This is a genomic window from Palleronia sp., from assembly GCF_042089775.1.
GTDB lineage: Bacteria > Pseudomonadota > Alphaproteobacteria > Rhodobacterales > Rhodobacteraceae > Palleronia.
The window spans coordinates 1-15,405 of the sequence record NZ_JBELKF010000079.1 but is presented as its reverse complement, the minus strand read 5'-3'; the positions used below and the strand labels follow the sequence as shown (position 1 = coordinate 15,405).

The following is a 15,405-nucleotide window of genomic DNA, read 5'->3' as shown; positions in this document are numbered from 1 at the left end:
ATCATGCGGGCCGCACAGCCTCAACCTGATTAATGGGTCCTGAGCCTAGGAGGGGAAGATCGCGAGGTCTGGCGTTGCAATCATCGGCCTCGATCGGACCAATCAACTACTCCAGCTGCACGGTACCAGGGCCGACGAGACTTGCTTCCCGGCTCAAGCTGTCGAGCGCAACTACTGTTGCGCTTCCTCGTCCCGCGCTCGGAAGTGCTTTGAGAGCCTGCGCTAGCGCCACGATTGGGACGGAGATCACGAAGATTGGCCGCGAAGTTCATTTGCTTCCAGCGAACTACGTCAAACCGCTGGCAAACGGCGGAGGAACGCGCGTTCGACAATGCGATTGAAAGCACTTCAGAGGCGTGGGCTTTGCTGCTCCGTATGCGGGATCTGCTGCTCCGGCAGCGGACCTAGTCACTAAACGCACTGTGGGAACCGGCGGCGCTGCCTGCGGTTGGATTTGAGAAGTCCCCGGCGACCGGAGCGACCCATGACTGCCACCTCAAACGAGAAGATCGGATATCCCCCGCTCGACACTGTGAAGGCGGTGGCGGGTGACATCTGGATCGTCGACGGTGCTCCGCTTCATCCAGGTGGCATCACGATGCCGGTGCGGATGACCGTCGTGCGTCTTTCTTCAGGCGAGCTTTGGCTTCATTCGCCGATCCGGTTCGACGCCGAGCTCGCCGCGCATCTGGCGGAACTCGGCCCGGTTCGGCATCTGGTCGCGCCCAATGTCGGACATTGGACGCTGATTGCTGATTGGCAGCGCCATTTTCCCGAGGCAGTTGCGTGGGCGGCTCCGAAGCTGACCCAGCGTAGACAGGTGCGCAAATCCGGCGTGCGCTTCGACCAGGAACTCACGGAAGACAGCGCACCTTGGCACGACGACCTTGATCTAATGGTCGTTCCGGGTGCCGGTGGATTTCGAGAGGTAGCGTTCCTCCACCGCAAATCGCGGACGCTGATCCTGACCGACTTGGTGCAAAGCCTCGAACCCGATCGCGTCCCGGCCCGGACAAGGCTCTTCGCACGGGCGATCGGGACCCTTTACCCCCGCGCCACCGCGCCGATCTACCTGCGCGCGGGGTTGCGCGTGGGCGGCCGCTCAACAAGGCAGGCGCTCGCCCGCCTGATCGGTTGGCAGCCGGAACGCGTGATCTTTGCGCATGGGCGCTGGTTCGAACGCAATGGGACCGCGGCGCTAAGACAGGCGTGGGGCTCTCTCGCAGACGCCTGAGCGCAGCAACGCGGTCGTCGGCGGTCTACTCGATGCCGCTGCGCCTCGCGTCCCAAAGCGTGATCGCGTACATCAGAAATCCCAGAGCGCTCAGCGCCGCTCCGACATAGCCCGACACGGGAAAGTCGTGACCGGCAGCGATAGCGCGCGCCGCCAGGAACGGCCCCAGCGCATTGGCGAGATTGAAGGCCGCATGGTGCAAGGATGCCGCGAGCTGCTGCGCATCCCCCGCGACATTCATCAATCGCGCCTGCATCACGGTAGAAACGCCACCAAGCATGCCCATGAAGAGAACCACGAGGCCCATCGTCCAGAGACCGGTGTCGACGGCAACCGGGAACAGGGCGAGGACTATCGTCCCCCCGCCGAACGCCACGTAGGCCGTGCGGTTGAGGCTCTTGTCGGCAAGCGCGCCCATGAGCAGGTTGAATATCGTCATGCCGATGCCTGCCACGGCCAACATGATCGCCACCGCGTTGTCGGATGCACCCAGCGTCGTTTCGACGGTCGAGGCGATGTAGGTGTACACGGCGAAGAAGCCGCCAAAGCCGATCGCCCCCGTGGCAAGCGTCAGCAGCACCTGGCGGTTCTTCAGCGCCGACAGTTCGCGCAGGGGATTTGCCGCGGGATCGGCGGGCGTGCGCGGCGCCTTCAGCATCACCGCCACGGCGGTCGCCAGCGCCAGGATGCCCACGATGACATAGCCCGCGCGCCAACCGATGAAGGCGCTCAGCCAGCTCGCGGCCGGCACGCCGATCGTGGTCGCAATGGTGAGGCCGACGAAGATGCGGGCCACCGCCGAGGCGCGCTTGTTTCGTGGAACGACCGAGGCGGCCACGATCGCCGCTACCCCGAAATAGGCTCCGTGCGGCAGACCAGAGAAAAACCGTGAGAGCGCGAACAGTCCGAATGTCGGTGCGATGGCCGAGAGCGTGTTGAAGATCGCGAAGGCCACCATGAGCCAGATCAGCAGCATGCGCTTGCGCATCCTTGCGCCTGCGACGGCCAGCAACGGCGCACCCGCGACCACGCCAAGGGCGTAGGCGCTGATCGCGTCCGCCGCCTGCGCCTCGCTGACGCCAAGGTCCCGCGCAAAGTTCGGCAGCAGCGCCATTGAGGCGAACTCGGTCGTGCCGATGGCAAAGCCGCCCATGGCGAGCGCCACGAGCACGGCGCGTGCCGAGATCTCCTTCGCGGTGCCCGTCCCTGAGCCGGCCGCGTCCACTATCGCACTGCCCGTCATGTGCCATCGCTCGTATCTGGGAGATCGGGGGAGATCTCGTGTTGAACCCCTCCCGAGCGGGAGAGGTATCCCGCAAGGCAGGCCCAAGCAATCCCGGAACGCGTCAGTTCAGCGGCCGGAACAGGGAACACGCTATTGGCGTGCGGTCTGAGCGGGGTCTCGCCTGTGTCGGAATGGGTTGTGGAGCGTGAGGTGCGTGGGCCGAGACGGTGATCGACGTGCTGACGAAAGCGAAGCGTTCGCTGATCCTTGCTGGCGGCTGGACTGGACCGACGAAGACGCCGACGCCGACGCCTTGCGGCGCCGTCGTCATCGACATTCGCCCCGACGTCACCCTTCGCGGCTTCCGCACCGGCTTCGCGCCGGGCCTCGTGAAGAAATGGCTTAGATCACCATCGAAACCTGCGCCACGCCAGTGTGCAATCGCGTGCGCGGCGAGTGATCTACATCCACTGCGATCCGGACCGGACCGACGGGGCTATAGCCCGTGGGGGGACTTGGCGGCAGACGCGGATTGGGCCGGGTGCTCATGCTCGCGAACCGGAAAACCGCCAACGGCGCGTCCTCGGTGGAGCCACGACCACGCTTTGATGTCGTTCGACGGTAGCCGTCGCGCCCATGCATGCCCGAGCACTCCGCGCCCGTTGCGGCCAAGGGTTTCAGGGAACACCCGGTCCCATCGCAACCAGCTCGATCCGTGATGCGCGCCGGTGCCGCGGCGATACCTGCCGCTGGACAAAGACGTTGCTCGCTTGGGCGAAGGGTGGCTTCGCCAGCTTGTGGGTATGGAGATCGTGGATTGCGCGCTATCAATGGACGTTCTGCTCATCAGCATGACAACGAGGCGCAGCGCAGAACCAGCGGCAACTGTCATCTGCCCACCACATGCGGCAAGCGTTGCATCGCTTGCCGCCAATGCCGATCGTGCCGTCGAGATCCGCAGGATGCACCGCGCGAACTTCATGCGGTCATGTGCCCGCGAAAGAGAGAGACCGACCGTAGCCGCACTTCCGCGAACGAGCGGTAACACCAGCCGCATTCGATACTTCGCATTCGAGATAGGCTTGTGCTCGGGCGCATTTGGCGACCGAATGGCGCAAGCCTAATCCGCTTTCGCCAACGGAGAGATCACCTCCTGGTAGGTGCAGGCGACCGTGTGGCCCTCGACGGGTTCCAGCATCGGCGGGACGTGCTCGGCGCAGTCCGGTTGGGCCTTCGGACACCGCGTGCGGAAGACGCATCCCGAGGGCGGGTTCACGGGCGAGGGCAGCTCTCCCTCCAGCACAGGGCGCTCGCGTTCGCGTTCGCGCTTGGGGTCGGGTATCGGCACCGAAGAGATCAGCGCCTGCGTGTAGGGATGGCGGGGCGCGTGGACGAGGGTGCGGGCCTCGGCCTCTTCCATCTTGCGCCCCAGATACATCACCAGCGTCCGGTCCGAGACGTGCTTCACGATACTGAGGTCATGGGCGATGAAGATCATCGCCAACCCCATCTCGCGGCTGAGCTGTTTCAGCAGGTTTACTACCTGCGCCTGCACCGACACGTCGAGTGCCGACACGGGCTCGTCACAGATCAGGAGGCGCGGCTCGAGGATCAGCGCGCGCGCGATCCCGATCCGCTGGCATTGGCCGCCCGAGAACTCGTGCGGGTAACGGCCGACGAGGTTCGGCAGCAGGCCCACCCGCTCCATCATCTCGCTGGCGCGGCGGCGGGCCTCTTTCTGCGAGACGTCAGAGTTATGCGTGACCAGCGGCTCGGCGATGATCTGGCCCACGTTCATCCGGGGGTTCAGTGCGGCCAGCGGGTCCTGGAACACCATCTGCACCTCGCGTCGATGCGCCCGCCGGTCCCGCGGCGACATCTTGCGCAGATCTTTGTCGCCCCACAGGATCTGGCCGCCCGAGGCCGGAACGGTGCCGATGAGCGCGCGGGCGAGGGTCGACTTGCCCGAGCCTGACTCCCCCACGACGCCAAGCGTCTGCCCCGCTTCGAGATCGAAGCTCATGTCCTTGACCGCCTGCAGCTTGTTGGGCGGCGTCCAGGGCCAAGCGCCCCGGGGCGTGATGTCGAAGGTGACGTCGAGGTCGCGAACGCGCAGAAGGGTCATCGCGGCGTCTTTCCTGCCACCGTTCCGTGCGTGGCGGGTCGGGCGGCATGCTTAATTGGATAGATAAATGCGGTCATGGCGCGGGCACCTCCTCGACGGGGGCGTGGCACGCACGGTGAAGTGCGCCGACCGGCTCGAGCGGCGGCATCACCGACCAGCAGACATCGCGCACATGTGCGCACCGGGGCGAGAAGGGGCAGCCGGCGGGCAGGCGGCTCATGTCGGGCGGCTCGCCGGGGATGGTTTCCAGCTCGTCCTGGTCGACGTCGAGGCGGGGCACCGCCTTCATCAGGCCCACCGTGTAGGGTTGTGTCGGACGCTCGAACAGATCCTCGGTCGGGCCGGTTTCCATGACGCGGCCGCCATACATGACGAGGGTGCGTTCGCAGCTGTCCGCGACGATGCCGAGGTCGTGGGTGATGAGGATCATGGCGGTGTCGAATTCGGCCCGGATATCGGCCAGCAGCGCCATGATCTGAGCCTGCACGGTCACGTCGAGCGCCGTGGTCGGTTCGTCCGCGATCAGAAGCTTGGGGCGGCAGAGCAGCGACATGGCGATCATGATCCGCTGGCGCATCCCGCCCGAGAACTCGTGCGGATACTGGTCCAGCCGCGCCCTTGCGTCCGGAATGCGCACGGCGTCGAGCATCCGCGCCGCCTCGGCCCGTGCCTCGCGCTTGCCCATCCCCTTGTGGAGCTGCAGGACCTCGATCATCTGCGGGCCGACCTTGAGGTAGGGGTTCAGCGAGGTCATCGGGTCCTGAAAGATCATCGACATCGCATCGCCGCGCACTTCGTTGAGACGCGACTGGCTGAGGCCGAGGATCTCGCGCCCGTCGAAGGTGACGGAGCCGGTGGCCCGGCCGTTGCCCGCCAGAAGCCCCATTGCGGCGAAGGCGGTCTGCGACTTCCCGGAGCCGCTTTCGCCGACGATGGCGAGGGTCTCGCCCCGGTCGATCTCGAAGCTGAGGCCATTGACGGCATTGACGGTGCCGTCCGGCGTATCGAACGCCACGCCGAGGTCTTTCACGGTAAGCAGGGGCATCAGCGGTCCTTCGGATCGAGCGCGTCGCGCAGGCCGTCGCCAAGGAAGAACATGGCGAAAAGCGTGACGACGAAGAAGGCGAGAGGGAATCCCAGCATCCAGGGCGTGCCGTTGCGCAGGTTGGCCGCCCCTTGATTGATGAGGGCACCCCACGAGGTCGACGGCTCCTGCACGCCCAAGCCCAGGAAAGAGATGAACGATTCGAAGATGATCATCTGCGGGACCAGCAGCGTGGCATAGACGATCACGACGCCCAGCAGGTTCGGGATGATATGCCGGCGGATGATAGTGGGGGTCGAGACGCCGATCGCCTGCGCGGCCTCGACATATTCGGTGTTCCTGATGGACAGGGTCTGGCCGCGGGCGATCCGCGCCATGTCCAGCCACGAGATCAACCCGATGCCGACGAAGAGCATCACGATGGATCGCGAGAAGATCACCAGCAGCAGGATCAGCACGAACATGTAGGGGATCGACATCATCAGGTCGACGAAACGCATCATGACGTTGTCGGTCTTTCCGCCGACATAGCCGGCCACAGCGCCGTAGATGGTGCCCACGATGACCGAAATCAGCGCGCCGACGATACCGACCGCGAGGCTGATCCGTGTGCCCTGCACGAGGCGGGCGTAGAGGTCGCGCCCGGTTTCATCCACGCCGAAATAGTGGCGGTTCTCGATGCTGGGGCCACCTTCCTGCGGGATCATTCCGAGGAGGTTCCAGTCGATCTCGGCGTTGCTCCAGGGTGTCAGGAACTGTCCGAAGCAGGCAAAGGCCAGGACCAGCGCAAGCACGACAAGCGAGGTGACGGCAGCCTTGTTTCGCAGGAACCGGCGGCGGGCGTCGGCCCAGAGAGACCGGCCCTTGCCTTGAGGCAGGCCCGGCTCCATCTGCGTTTCCGAGGTCATGATGTCGGACATGTCAGTACCGGATCTTGGGGTCGATCCACGCATAGGCGACGTCGACCAGGAGATTGAAGAGCACCGTGAGCGCTCCGAACAGGATCGTGATGCCAAGGATCACCGAGTAGTCCCGCGACAGCGCCGAATTGACGAAGAACTGCCCGATCCCGCCAGTCGAGAAGAACACGTCGATCACCACCGAGCCGGTGATCATGCCCACGAAGGCCGGGCCGAGATAGCTGACAACGGGCAGCATGGCGGGCTTCAGGGCATGGCGCAGGATGACGCGGCGCATCGGCAGGCCTTTGGCGCGGGCGGTGCGGATGAAGTTGGCGTTCAGCACTTCGAGCATCGAGGACCGCGTGATACGAGCGATCGACGCCATGTACGATGTCGACAGCGCGATGACCGGCAGGATGATGTATTCGATCTGCCCGCCGCGCCAGCCGCCGCCCGGCAACCAACCGAGCCAGAGCGTGAAGATCAGCACGAGGATCGGCGCCATGACGAAGTTCGGCAGCACCTGCGCGCCCACGGTGAAGCCGACTGCCGCGTAATCCACCGACGAGTTGTGGCGGATGGCGGCAATGACGCCGAGGCTCACGCCGACGGCCACGGCCACGACGAAGGACCAGAACCCGTAGGTCAGCGTCACGGGAAAGCCCTGCGCGATGATGTCGTTCACCGACCGGCTGGCGAACGCGAAGGACGGCCCGAAGTCGAAGTCGGTGACGATGTTCCAGACATAGATGGCCATGCGTTCGATCAGGCTGCGATCGAGCCCGTATTTGGCTTCGAGGTTGGCCAGAACGTCGGGGGGGATGCCGCGCTCGGTGGCAAAGGGGCTGCCGGGCGCGAATTCCATCAGCAGGAACGAGAATACGATCAGCGCCAGAAGCGTCGGAACCGCCACGGCGATGCGGCGCAGGATGAAGGTGATCACGGTGTGTCTCCGGGGCGCGGGGACGCCCTGACTTGCGGGAGGATCGGTGCAGTTTGTCTGATGACCGCGCCGGGGGTAGGGGATCGGGGGCGCGGTGCGGCGCCCCCCGGTCAGGTCACTCTTCGGCGACGCGGTAGAAGTTCTTCACGTACCAGTTGTTCTCGACGTTGTTCATCGGGAAGCCCTTGATCGTTGGATCGAGGAGGAACGCGTTGGCGTAGTGGTAGATCGGGATGACCGGCGTCTCTTCCGACAGGATGGCTTCGGCCTGGGTGTAGATCCCCTCGCGATCTTCGGCCGTCGGCGCCTGGTCGAGAAGAGCGTCGTATTCCTCGTTTGAGAAGCTGCCCGAGTTCTGCGGAACGCCGGTCGTCAGCACGTCGAGGAATGTCGAAGGTTCGTTGTAGTCGCCGCACCAGGCAGCGCGTGCGATGTCGAAGTCGCCCTCGCGGCGGGTATCCAGGTAGGTAGACCATTCCTGGTTCTGCAGCGTGGTCTCGACCCCCAGCTTCTGGCTCCACATCTGGCTGATGACCGTTGCGATCTGGCGGTGCGACTCGTCGGTGTTGAAGAGCAGGTCGAAGTTCAGGTCCTCGTAGCCGGCCTCTTCGATCAGTTCCTTCGCGCGCTGGTCGCGCTCTTGCTGGGTCCAGCCGGCGTATTCGATCTCGGGGGCGACGAAGCCGTCGGTGGCGTCGGGCGTGAAGGTGAAGGCCGCACCCTGGCCGCCTTGCAGCAGGCGATCCACGATCACGTCGCGGTCGATAGCCAGAGAAAGCGCCTGGCGCACACGGGGGTCCTTCAGCGCCTCGGGGCCGTTCTGGCCCATGTTCAGCGTGTAGTAGTAGGTGCAAAGGCGCGGGGTCGAATGCGCCGCGTCGGGATACTGGTCCTTGAGGCGCGGGTAGCTGCCGGCCGGCACAGGCTCCAGCAGGTCGAACTCGCCCGCTTCCCAACGGGTCAGGGCCTGGCTGGTGTCGTTGATGATGTAACTCGAGACTTCCTCGATCACGACGTTGTCGGCGTCCCAGTATTCCTGGTTCTTCGAGGCGCTCCAGTATTCGTTGAGCTGCATCTCGTCGAGGACGTAGGCACCGTTCGAGACGATGTTCCCGGGGTTCGTCCAGGCGTCGCCATGCTCTTCGATCGTCGGCTGATGGACGGGCGCCAGCGTCGTGTGGGCGGTCATCTGCGGGAACCAGGGCTTCGGGTCCACAAGCGAGACGCGCAGCGTGTGATCGTCAACGGCCTCGACGCCCAGCGTGTCGGGCGCGGCCTCGCCGGCGATGATCTCGGCGGCGTTCTGGATACCGGCCAGTTCCACGAACCATGCGTAGGTCGACGCGGTCGCCGGATCGGCGGCCCGGCGCCAGGCATAGACGAAATCGCCGGCGGTCACGGGATCGCCGTTCGACCAGCGCGCGTCGTCGCGCAGTGTGAAAGTGAACTCGGTGTTGTCCTCGTTCGCCTCGAAGCCGGTGGCGACGCCGGGGACGATCTCGCCATTCTCGTCCTGGATCATCAGCCCCTCGAAGAGCTGCTGGATCACGTGGGCGCCGGGGACGCCCTCGACGAGCTGCGGGTCGATCGACGCCGGCTGGTCGAGTTCGCGGTAGGAGAAGGTCTGATTCTCGGCCAGCTCGACGCCCTCGGGGACGTCGGCGGCAGAAAGCGGCCCGGCAAGGGTCAGCGCCGTCGCGCTGGTCATGGTCAGAAGGGTTCTGCGCATCATGGTGTTTATCTCCCTGTGGATCGAGCGCTTTGGCTGCGTCGTTGAGCGAAGGCCCAAATTCTTTATCTTCGAGACATTGGGCGCAACCAGAGAATGAATGGTAACGTCGCGTCGTGGCAGCTGGGAAAAGCTCTCAGTCCGTCCGGCCGATGCTCATGCTGCGTTCCGTCTGCGTGTTCACAACGTCGTGGCACATTAGCGGGTCGCTCAGATCAGGGGCACAGGCGCGCTCGAGCCGTTTGAGGCTTTGCATCCTCGACACGCTGCGGTCTTACTAGGTCGACCTTCGGCTGACGGATGACGGATAATGGCAGAACCTGTCGAACGCGAGCATCTGCGCCGCCAGGTGCTGGGGCTGTACGAACGTGCGATCGAGGCCGCCCGGCCAGATGTCGTGGTGCACGACGCTTTGGCGGTCCGTCCGGTAGAAGTGCCGGATGGGGGCTGCTTTCATGTAATAGCTTTCGGCAAGGCCGCAGGTGCCATGATGCACGCAGCATTGGAAAGCCTTCCAGAGACGACCCGGGGCGAGCGGCTGGTCGTCACGAACTACGAGAATGAGACCCGGATCGATGGCGTTCGCGTTCTCCTTGCGGGCCACCCGATCCCGGACGCAGCAGGCCTGAAGGCTGCTCTTGAGGTCGAGCGGGTTGCGGCAAGAGCCGGGGCAGACGACGTGCTGCTCTGTCTGATCAGCGGTGGCGGGTCTGCGCTCTTGCCTGCGCCGGTAGATGGAATGGGCCTCGCCGAGAAAGCTGGCGTGAATGAACTCCTGCTCGGGTCGGGCGCGGACATCCGGCAGACAAACCTGGTGCGTCAACGGCTTTCGCGTCTCAAGGGGGGCGGCCTCGCGCGACAGGCGGCTCCTGCGCGGGTAATCAGCCTGATCCTTTCCGATGTCATCGGAGACGATCTTTCGGTCGTGGCCAGCGGCCCGACCGTGTCTCCGATCGGGACCCGTGCCGAAGCGGTTGCGACGCTTCATGAACTGGGGATCTGGGAGGCGCTACCCGACGCCGTGGTTCAGGTCCTCACGGCCGAAGAGAATGATACTCCTGTAGCGCCAAGCGAGGCGCTTCTTGTCGGCAGCAACCGGATGAGCCTTCTCGCCATGCTGGAGCTTGCAGGGGACGAGGCCACTATCGTCACTGATGCGCTGGTGGGTTCAGTGGAGGAGGCCGCCCGGTTCATCGTCGGCGCACGCCTCGGCAACCCCCAACGGCCTGTGTTGCTCTTTGGAGGCGAGACAACCGTCAAGTTACGCGGCTCCGGCGTAGGTGGACGCAACCAGGAGCTGGCGCTTCGGGTGGCGCTCGAGGCAGAGCGGCGGGGTCTAGCCGGTCCGTGGGTGTTCCTGAGCGGCGGCACCGACGGGAGGGACGGTCCTACGAGCGCAGCGGGTGCCTGTGTGGATGACCGATCCCTGGATCGGCTTCGGCGGGCAGGAGGCGATGCGGAGCGTTACCTTGCAGACAGCGACAGCTACCATGCACTCGAGCGCTCGGGGGATTTGATTCCCCAGCGCGCGACTGGAACGAATGTGGCGGACGTCCAAGTTTTCATCTCAAGTTGATGCGGCTGGTGTGAACTGAGCATGGCAGCGCGGAGTGGCGTTCCTCTGGTCGCAACTTCCTGACATGCGGCGACGGCTTGTTGAATATGGCGCCGAGTTGGTCAACCGTGGGTGATCGGTGCGCAAGAGCGGGCGCCCGGCAGAGAAACAATGACGCTCGTCCGACAGCCAAAGACAGGGAAGCACCATGAACACCACCTCCAAGATCCTTGCCGGCCTCGTCGCAGCCGCGGCTCTACCCGCGACCGCCGAGACCTGGGACATGCCCACCCCCTACGGTGACACCGTCTTCCACACCCAGAACATCACCCAATTCGCCGAGGACGTCTCCGAGGCGACGGATGGAGGGCTGGAGATCACTGTTCACTCGGCCGGCTCGCTCTTTGCCCATCCCGAAATCAAGGATGCGGTGCGCCGCGGGCTTGCCCCGATTGGCGAAACGCTGATGTCCCGGCTCGAGAACGAGGACCCGATCTTCGGGGTCGACTCGGTTCCGTTCCTCGCGGCGAGCTATGACGAGGCGGAAAAGCTGTGGGAGGCGTCGCGCCCCGTGATCGAAGAGCGGCTGGCGGGGCAGGGGCTGACGCTGCTCTTTGCGGTGCCGTGGCCGGGGCAGAGCCTTTACACGCAAGAGCCGGTCGAAAGCGTCTCGGACCTCGAAGGGACCTCCTTCCGCGCCTACAATGCGGCGACCGAGCGGCTGGCGACGCTGATGGGCGCCGTACCCACTCAGATCGAAACGGGCGACATCCCGACCGCTTTCGCCACCGGCCGGGCCGACGCGATGATCACGTCTCCCTCCACCGGTGTGTCCTCGCAAGCGTGGGACTTCGTTTCGACCTACACCGAACTTGAGGCGTGGCTGCCGAAGAACATGGTGATCGTGAATACGGCTGCCTTCGAAGGCTTGCCCGAAGACGTGCGGGCCGCCGTGATGGACGCGGCCGAAGCCGCCGAGGCGCGCGGCTGGGAGATGTCGGAGGCCGAGACCGAAGCTCAGATCGCCGCGCTGAAGGAGAACGGGATGCAGGTGGTGCAACCCTCCGAAACCTTGTCTTCGGAGCTGGCCGAGATCGGCGAGACGATGACCTCTGAATGGCTCGAAACGGCTGGCGAAGACGGGCAGGCCGTCATCGAAGCCTACCGGTCGGAATAACCGCCTCTGCCGGGGTCGCCGTTCGGTGGCTCCGGCTCACATGTCCCCGTCCGTCAATCGGAGCGTCCCATGCGACTGTTTCTCGACCGGCTCTACGCCGCGGCACTCATCCTGTCGGCGTTGGGCTTCGCGGCGATTGCTGCTCTCGTCCTGTTCCAGGTCGTCGGCCGCCTGATCGACCGTTTCGCCCGTCTGGCCGGCGTCTCGCCGCCGGGGCTGACCGTTCCCTCACTGGCCGAACTCGGCAGCTTTCTGTTCCTTGGCGCAGTGTTCCTGGGGCTCGCTGGCACCTTCGTGCGGGGAGGCCACGTTCGCGTGTCGCTCCTGACCAACGCGTTGCCGGCCGGGGCGGCGCGCGTGCTGTCGGCGGTGGTTGCGGCGATCGCGGCGGGTCTGTCGACGTTCGCGACGTGGTCAAGCTGGCTCCAAACCGCGGATAGCTGGGCCTTTGACAGCGTCAGCTTCGGAATGCTGCGCATCCCGCTCTGGCTGCCTCAGGGGGTGATGACGCTGGGCCTTGCGCTGCTCACGATCGCCCTGATCGACGCGCTGGTCGTCCTGATCCGGGGCGGTGCGCCCTCGTACGAGGTCGCCGAGGCCGGGGCCGGAGTAGAAGGCTGATGGAGATCGCGATCGTCGCGCCGATCCTGATCGGCCTGCTTTTTGCCGCTCTGGCCGCGGGCCTGTGGATCGGCTTCGCCCTCATCACTGTAGGGCTGGCGGCCATGATCGCGGCCTCTTCCGCGCCGGTGACGCTGGTCTTCGCCACGCGTGTCTGGGGCGGACTGACCGTCTGGGACCTGACCGCGCTGCCCATGTTCATCTGGATGGGCGAGATCCTCGTGCGCTCGCGCCTGTCGGCGGACATGTTCGCCGGGCTCGCACCGTTCACGCGGCACCTGCCGGGGCGGCTGCTGCACGTCAACGTCCTGGGCTGCGCGTTGTTCGCGGCGGTGTCGGGGTCTTCCGCGGCGACGACGGCCACGATCGGCCGGATGTCGGTGCCGGAACTGACCGCGCGCGGCTACGATCCACGCATCGCGATAGGCACCCTTGCCGGGTCGGGCACTTTCGGCTTCCTGATCCCGCCGTCGATCATCCTGATCGTCTATGGCGCCGCGACCGAGCAGTCGATCGCCCGCCTGTTCCTTGCCGGGCTGATGCCGGGGCTGATGCTGGCGGTGCTGTTCTCGGGCTACATCATGATCTGGGCACTGACACACCCGTCCGCCATGCCGCGCGATGAGCTGAAGGTGACCGGCGACGACGCCCGCGCCGTGCTGCGCCTTCTGCCGGTCGTCGGGCTGATCGTCGCAGTGATCGGCTCGATCTACGCAGGCATCGCCTCGCCGACCGAGGCGGCGGTGATCGGCGTGGCCGGAGCACTGATCCTGGCCTCCGCCACGGGCGCCCTGAATTGGCGTGGAGCGGCAGATGCGCTGCTGGCCGCGACCCAGACCACCTGCATGATTGCCTTCATCCTCGCGGGCGCGGCGTTCCTGACCGTCGCCATGGGATATACCGGCATCCCGCGCGCGCTGGCCGCGTGGATCGGCAGCATGAGCCTGTCGCCCCTCGCGCTGCTGGCGGCGCTGACGGTCTTCTTCATCGTGATGGGGATGTTCCTCGACGGGATCTCGATCGTCGTGCTCACTGTGTCCATCATCATGCCCATGGTGCTCGCGGCGGGAATCGACCCGATCTGGTTCGGCGTGTTCCTCGTCCTCGTGGTCGAGATGAGCCAGATCACCCCGCCGGTGGGCTTCAACCTCTTCGTGCTGCAGAAGATAACGGGCCGGGACATCCTGACGCTCGCAACCTATGCGGCACCGTTCTTCGGCCTTCTGGTCTTGGCCGTGCTGCTCTTGTCCCTCTTCCCTCAGATCGCCCTGTGGTTGCCGAGAACCATGCTCAATTCCTGACAGGCTCACCCCATGTCCTGCTGAAACGCATTGGCGGCGGTGCCGTTGAAGAAACGGCTACTGCTGCCGACAACGATCACGGGTTCAATCGAGGGAGACGTCATGGAGTCCATAGGATCGACGCGTTGGGTAGTCGCCGAAGGGTACATCCCGAGTCCCGGGATCAAGGAGGATCGCGCGCTCGAAAGCCACGAGACCTTCTGCATCCTGAATACCGGGCCGGACGACGCGCAGATCTCGATCACGCTGTTCTTTGCCGATCGCGCGCCGGTTGGGCCTTGCGGCGTCGTGGTCCCGGCCGAGCGGACGATGCACCTGCGCGCATACGACCTCGACGACCCCGAGCCGGTGCCGCGCGACACCGACTATGCCACTGTGATCGAACCGAACGTGCCGGTGGTCGTGCAGCACAGCCCGCTCGACAGCCGGCCCGAGGCCTTCGCGCTTCTCAGCACCGTCGCCTTTCCCGCCCTCTGATGCGGTGGCGCCTGCCGAAACCGGGCGCCGGCGCGGCTTGGACCCTTCTTCTGCTGGCCGGCTGCAGCAGACCGCAGAAAGTGCTGGCTTGGCCAGTGAGGATGCGCGGCTGTTGGCGCTGCTGACGTACTGGCTCCTCGGCGTGGCAGTAATCATCTTTTCGATCATGATCGGGCTTCTGCTTCTGGGGCTGATGCTGAACCGCAGGGGCGACGATCGTCCGATCTCGTTCCGGGCGTCGACCGCCATGGTGGTGACGGGCGGCGTGGTGGCGCCGGTCCGCGCGATCATCGCGCTGACCCTGTTCGGTGTGGCGATCGGCGGCGAGACGGAGGGCCCGGACGGGGCGGCCGGCCCCACGATCGAGGTCGCAGGCCGCCTGTAGTGTTGGGAGTTCCGCTACCTCGACGAGGCGGGCGAGGTCGTCGCGGTGACCGCAAACGAGCTTCACCTTCCGGTCGGAAGGCGCGCGCAGCTGAAGCTGGAGTCGGACAACGTGATCCACAGCTTACGGGTGCCGATTCTTCAGGGCAAGACGGACCTGATCCCCGGCCGCGACAACGAGCTTTACCCCGAGCCGGCTATCCCCGGCGAGTGGCGGGGGCAATGCGCCGGGTTCTGCGGCAAGCAGCACGCAGGTGCGGTCTTGCTACCGGCCGCAGGGACGTTGCAAGCCCTGCGCGGCAGTGAGGGCACTCCAGCTTTGCCGCGTATCGGCTGAACGATGCAGAGGCGCTTTCCATCGCCTCCTGTCGCCTCGCAACGATCTGGGCCTTTGGCTCAAGAGCACCATTTCACGGCCGCCGGGGCAGGCATATTGGCTCCTGCCATGGACTTCCACAGATCAGCTGAAATCGTGGGATCTGAGTCCGCGGATAACTGTCGACCGGCCCGCTCTCGCCATGGGGCTCAACAATCCAACTGACGATTGGGTCATGAAGTCGGTGTCAGGAATCGGGCGGTCTGGCTTGGGTTGCGTTCCGGTCGATCCGGTTCAGGCAGTCGAGGTAGGTCGTGCCCCAGTCGAAGATGTCGGTATCGTGGACGACCTGCAGCAGTGCAGCGTGGCGC

At 65.2% G+C, this 15,405-nt stretch carries 14 protein-coding genes; 8 read left to right on the top strand and 6 right to left on the bottom strand.

Features of this window, described 5'->3' with window-relative positions; translation table 11 throughout:
* Positions 1-484: 484 nt before the first annotated feature.
* The gene (locus tag ACFDS3_RS15690) at positions 485-1,234 is read left to right on the top strand and encodes a DUF4336 domain-containing protein (protein WP_375263297.1); all 750 of its coding nucleotides are present in this window, start codon (positions 485-487) and stop codon (positions 1,232-1,234) included.
* A 25-nt stretch (positions 1,235-1,259) separates the two neighbouring features.
* Here ACFDS3_RS15690 and ACFDS3_RS15685 read toward each other — a convergent pair whose 3' ends face one another.
* The 6 genes from ACFDS3_RS15685 to ACFDS3_RS15660 all read right to left on the bottom strand — a co-directional run bounded on the left by ACFDS3_RS15685 (position 1,260) and on the right by ACFDS3_RS15660 (position 9,206).
* Positions 1,260-2,477, bottom strand: coding sequence for an MFS transporter (locus ACFDS3_RS15685; protein WP_375263296.1), 1,218 nt, complete (start codon positions 2,475-2,477; stop codon positions 1,260-1,262).
* A 1,102-nt stretch (positions 2,478-3,579) separates the two neighbouring features.
* The gene (locus ACFDS3_RS15680; protein ID WP_375263295.1) at positions 3,580-4,584 is read right to left on the bottom strand and encodes an oligopeptide/dipeptide ABC transporter ATP-binding protein; all 1,005 of its coding nucleotides are present in this window, start codon (positions 4,582-4,584) and stop codon (positions 3,580-3,582) included.
* Between the two features lie 73 nt (positions 4,585-4,657).
* Positions 4,658-5,629: an oligopeptide/dipeptide ABC transporter ATP-binding protein gene (locus ACFDS3_RS15675; RefSeq protein WP_375263294.1), complete on the bottom strand. Its 972-nt coding sequence runs from the start codon at positions 5,627-5,629 to the stop codon at positions 4,658-4,660.
* Positions 5,629-6,549, bottom strand: coding sequence for an ABC transporter permease subunit (locus ACFDS3_RS15670; protein ID WP_375263293.1), 921 nt, complete (start codon positions 6,547-6,549; stop codon positions 5,629-5,631). The genes ACFDS3_RS15675 and ACFDS3_RS15670 overlap by 1 nt, the downstream gene beginning before the upstream one ends.
* 1 nt (position 6,550) lies before the next feature.
* On the bottom strand, positions 6,551-7,474 hold the full coding sequence (gene oppB, locus ACFDS3_RS15665) for an oligopeptide ABC transporter permease OppB (RefSeq protein ID WP_375263292.1): 924 nt from the start codon (positions 7,472-7,474) through the stop codon (positions 6,551-6,553).
* Between the two features lie 115 nt (positions 7,475-7,589).
* Positions 7,590-9,206, bottom strand: a complete 1,617-nt coding sequence (locus tag ACFDS3_RS15660) for a peptide ABC transporter substrate-binding protein (RefSeq protein WP_375263291.1) — start codon at positions 9,204-9,206, stop codon at positions 7,590-7,592.
* A 307-nt stretch (positions 9,207-9,513) separates the two neighbouring features.
* Here ACFDS3_RS15660 and ACFDS3_RS15655 point away from each other — a divergent pair, with 307 nt between their 5' ends.
* From ACFDS3_RS15655 to ACFDS3_RS15625, 7 genes are all read left to right on the top strand, one after another.
* Positions 9,514-10,779 (top strand): glycerate kinase, encoded by a 1,266-nt coding sequence (locus ACFDS3_RS15655; RefSeq protein WP_375263290.1) that lies wholly within the window; start codon positions 9,514-9,516, stop codon positions 10,777-10,779.
* Between the two features lie 187 nt (positions 10,780-10,966).
* Positions 10,967-11,935 carry a TRAP transporter substrate-binding protein gene (locus tag ACFDS3_RS15650; RefSeq protein WP_375263289.1) on the top strand — a complete coding sequence of 323 codons (969 nt, stop codon included), beginning with the start codon at positions 10,967-10,969 and terminating at the stop codon, positions 11,933-11,935.
* A gap of 69 nt (positions 11,936-12,004) precedes the next feature.
* The gene (locus ACFDS3_RS15645; RefSeq protein ID WP_375263288.1) at positions 12,005-12,556 is read left to right on the top strand and encodes a TRAP transporter small permease; all 552 of its coding nucleotides are present in this window, start codon (positions 12,005-12,007) and stop codon (positions 12,554-12,556) included.
* On the top strand, positions 12,556-13,857 hold the full coding sequence (locus ACFDS3_RS15640; protein WP_375263287.1) for a TRAP transporter large permease: 1,302 nt from the start codon (positions 12,556-12,558) through the stop codon (positions 13,855-13,857). The genes ACFDS3_RS15645 and ACFDS3_RS15640 overlap by 1 nt, the downstream gene beginning before the upstream one ends.
* Positions 13,858-13,959: 102 nt before the next feature.
* A complete protein-coding gene (locus tag ACFDS3_RS15635) occupies positions 13,960-14,334 on the top strand; it encodes a sensory rhodopsin transducer (protein ID WP_375263286.1) in 375 nt (124 codons plus the stop codon).
* Positions 14,335-14,446: 112 nt separating this feature from the next.
* A complete protein-coding gene (locus tag ACFDS3_RS15630) occupies positions 14,447-14,719 on the top strand; it encodes a hypothetical protein (RefSeq protein ID WP_375263285.1) in 273 nt (90 codons plus the stop codon).
* A 45-nt stretch (positions 14,720-14,764) separates the two neighbouring features.
* Positions 14,765-15,055 carry a hypothetical protein gene (locus tag ACFDS3_RS15625; RefSeq protein ID WP_375263284.1) on the top strand — a complete coding sequence of 97 codons (291 nt, stop codon included), beginning with the start codon at positions 14,765-14,767 and terminating at the stop codon, positions 15,053-15,055.
* Positions 15,056-15,405 lie beyond the last annotated feature (350 nt).

Excerpts from the sequence above, each read along its gene's own strand:
- ACFDS3_RS15690 (WP_375263297.1), top strand. The coding sequence starts at position 485 with ATGACTGCCACCTCAAACGAGAAGATCGGATATCCCCCGCTCGACACT.
- ACFDS3_RS15685 (WP_375263296.1), bottom strand. The coding sequence starts at position 2,477 with ATGACGGGCAGTGCGATAGTGGACGCGGCCGGCTCAGGGACGGGCACC.
- ACFDS3_RS15680 (WP_375263295.1), bottom strand. The coding sequence starts at position 4,584 with ATGACCCTTCTGCGCGTTCGCGACCTCGACGTCACCTTCGACATCACG.
- ACFDS3_RS15675 (WP_375263294.1), bottom strand. The coding sequence starts at position 5,629 with ATGCCCCTGCTTACCGTGAAAGACCTCGGCGTGGCGTTCGATACGCCG.
- ACFDS3_RS15670 (WP_375263293.1), bottom strand. The coding sequence starts at position 6,549 with ATGTCCGACATCATGACCTCGGAAACGCAGATGGAGCCGGGCCTGCCT.
- ACFDS3_RS15660 (WP_375263291.1), bottom strand. The coding sequence starts at position 9,206 with ATGATGCGCAGAACCCTTCTGACCATGACCAGCGCGACGGCGCTGACC.
- ACFDS3_RS15655 (WP_375263290.1), top strand. The coding sequence starts at position 9,514 with ATGGCAGAACCTGTCGAACGCGAGCATCTGCGCCGCCAGGTGCTGGGG.
- ACFDS3_RS15650 (WP_375263289.1), top strand. The coding sequence starts at position 10,967 with ATGAACACCACCTCCAAGATCCTTGCCGGCCTCGTCGCAGCCGCGGCT.
- ACFDS3_RS15645 (WP_375263288.1), top strand. The coding sequence starts at position 12,005 with ATGCGACTGTTTCTCGACCGGCTCTACGCCGCGGCACTCATCCTGTCG.
- ACFDS3_RS15640 (WP_375263287.1), top strand. The coding sequence starts at position 12,556 with ATGGAGATCGCGATCGTCGCGCCGATCCTGATCGGCCTGCTTTTTGCC.
- ACFDS3_RS15635 (WP_375263286.1), top strand. The coding sequence starts at position 13,960 with ATGGAGTCCATAGGATCGACGCGTTGGGTAGTCGCCGAAGGGTACATC.